The sequence below is a fragment of the Lientehia hominis genome, assembly GCF_021044755.1.
GTDB lineage: Bacteria > Bacillota > Clostridia > Lachnospirales > Lachnospiraceae > Lientehia > Lientehia hominis.
This window is the reverse complement of record NZ_JAJNOR010000016.1, coordinates 1-3,003: the sequence shown is the minus strand read 5'-3', so window position 1 is coordinate 3,003 and position 3,003 is coordinate 1. Positions and strand designations below refer to the sequence as shown.

1 rRNA gene is annotated in these 3,003 nt (G+C 54.0%); it reads left to right on the top strand.

Going from position 1 to position 3,003, the window contains the following annotated elements:
• Window positions 1-114: 114 nt before the first annotated feature.
• A 23S ribosomal RNA gene (locus LQE92_RS14360) occupies window positions 115-3,002 on the top strand.
• Window position 3,003: the final 1 nt, after the last annotated feature.

The following is a 3,003-nucleotide window of genomic DNA, read 5'->3' as shown; positions in this document are numbered from 1 at the left end:
AGTACCTTGAAAACTGCACATTGGAAAAGACATCAAAAAAAGAAATGAAATCAATTTCAAACAGAGCAAAAACCTAAGCCAGGCTCACGGGACGCTACCTGTGAGGGAAAACCTGGTCAAGCGAAAAAGAGCGCAGGGTGGATGCCTTGGCACTAAGAGCCGAAGAAAGACGCGATAAGCTGCGAAAAGCCATGGGGAGGAGCAAATATCCGGAGATCCATGGGTATCTGAATGGGGAAACCCACTGGAGGAGCCCTCCAGTATCCATACGCCAATCCATAACGTATGGAGGGGAACCCGGCGAACTGAAACATCTAAGTAGCCGGAGGAAAAGAAAGAAACGTCGATTCCGGGAGTAGCGGCGAGCGAAACCGGAGGAGCCTAAACCCAGGTGCGTGCACCTGGGGGTTAAGGACCGCGATAAGTGAGGAAGGACCGTAGCAGAATGGCTTTGGGAAAGCCAGCCAGAGAGGGTGAAAGCCCCGTAGGCGAAACGGGAAACCAGCGAGCGGGATCCAAAGTACCACGAGACACGAGAAACCTTGTGGGAAGTCGGGGGGACCACCCCCCAAGGCTAAATACTCCTTAGTGACCGATAGCGCATAGTACTGTGAAGGAAAGGTGAAAAGGACCCCGGGAGGGGAGTGAAAGAGAACCTGAAACCCTGTGTTTACAAGCTGTGGGAGTGCCATGAGAGCACGACCGCGTACTTTTTGTAGAACGGTCCGGCGAGTTGCCGGTGCTGGCGAGGTTAAGCGCAGAGAGCGCGGAGCCGAAGGGAGACCAAGTCTGAATAGGGCGCAGAGTCAGCACAGGCAGACCCGAAACCGGGTGATCTATCCATGTCCAGGTTGAAGCGGGAGTAAAATCCCGTGGAGGACCGAACCCACATCCGTTGAAAAGGGTGGGGATGAGGTGTGGATAGGGGAGAAATTCCAATCGAACCCGGAGATAGCTGGTTCTCCTCGAAATAGCTTTAGGGCTAGCCTCGTGTTAGTCTCATGGAGGTAGAGCACTGAATTCCCGCGGGGGCGTCAAAGCTTACCAAAGGATATCAAACTCCGAATGCCATAGAGATGCTGCACGGGAGTCAGACTGCACGAGATAAGTTGGGCAGTCAAAAGGGAAAGAGCCCAGACCTCCGGCTAAGGTCCCAAAGTGTGTGTTAAGTGGAAAAGGATGTGGGGTTTCAAAGACAACTAGGATGTTGGCTCAGAAGCAGCCATACATTGAAAGAGTGCGTAATAGCTCACTAGTCGAGAGGCCCTGCGCCGAAAATGTCCGGGGCTGAAACACACCACCGAAGCCGAGGGATGTAGAGATACATCGGTAGAGGAGCATTCTCAAGGGGAAGAAGCAGTACCGTAAGGAGCTGTGGACGCTTGAGAAGAGAGAATGCCGGAATGAGTAGCGAGAGTAAGGTGAGAATCCTTACGGCCGAATATCTAAGGTTTCCAGGGTAAAGCTGATCTGCCCTGGGTGAGTCGGGACCTAAGGCGAGGCTTAACGGCGTAGCCGATGGACAACAGGTTGAGATTCCTGTACTGCAGTATGACAGAACTGTGGGGACACAGAGGGGAAGTAAGAGCCGGGAATGAAAAGACCGGTGCAAGCGGGGGAGGAGTCAGATAGGAAAAACCGTCTGATGATCCGAAGCCGTGATGCGGACCGAAAATAAGTAGGGAAGCTTGCATACCAGCTGTCAAGAAAAGCCGCTATGGCTCATACTGCACCCGTACCGTAAACCGACACAGGTGGATGAGGAGAGAATCCTAAGGCCGACGGGAGAAGCATTGTTAAGGAACTCGGCAAAATGACCCCGTAACTTCGGGAGAAGGGGTGCCTCGAGAGAGGCCGCAGAGAATTGGCCCAAGCAACTGTTTAGCAAAAACACAGGTCTATGCGAAACCGAAAGGTGAGGTATATGGGCTGACGCCTGCCCGGTGCTGGAAGGTTAAGGGGAGATGTTAGCGAATGCGAAGCATTGAACTTAAGCCCCAGTAAACGGCGGCCGTAACTATAACGGTCCTAAGGTAGCGAAATTCCTTGTCGGGTAAGTTCCGACCCGCACGAAAGGCGTAATGATTTGGGCACTGTCTCAACAATGCACCCGGTGAAATTGAAGTACCAGTGAAGATGCTGGTTACCTGCGCCAGGACGGAAAGACCCCATGGAGCTTTACTCCAGCTTGGCACTGGGATCCGGTATTGCATGTACAGGATAGGTGGGAGGCAGAGAAGGGAGGACGCCAGTCCTCCTGGAGCCGCTGTTGGGATACCACCCTTGCGATATTGGGTTTCTAACCAGCCGCCGTGATCCGGCGGTGGGACAATGCCAGGCGGGGAGTTTGACTGGGGCGGTCGCCTCCGAAAGAGTATCGGAGGCGCCCAAAGGTTCCCTCAGGATGGACGGAAACCATCCGGAGAGTGCAAAGGCATAAGGGAGCTTGACTGCGACACCGACGGGTGGAGCAGGTACGAAAGTAGGGCTTAGTGATCCGGTGGTGTTAAGTGGGAACGCCATCGCTCAACGGATAAAAGCTACCCTGGGGATAACAGGCTTATCACTCCCAAGAGTTCACATCGACGGAGTGGTTTGGCACCTCGATGTCGGCTCATCGCATCCTGGGGCTGAAGTAGGTCCCAAGGGTTGGGCTGTTCGCCCATTAAAGCGGTACGCGAGCTGGGTTCAGAACGTCGTGAGACAGTTCGGTCCCTATCCGGCGCGGGCGTAAGATATCTGAGAGGAGCTGTCCTTAGTACGAGAGGACCGGGATGGACTGACCTCTGGTGTACCGGTTGCACATCAAGTGCATGGCCGGGTAGCCAAGTCGGGAAGGGATAAACGCTGAAGGCATCTAAGCGTGAAGCCCCCCTCGAGATGAGATATCTCATAGCAAAAGCTAGTAAGGCCCCTTGAAGACGACGAGGTAGATAGGCTGGAGGTGGAAGTGCAGCAATGTATGGAGCTGACCAGTACTAATCGGCCGAGGGCTTGTCCAGG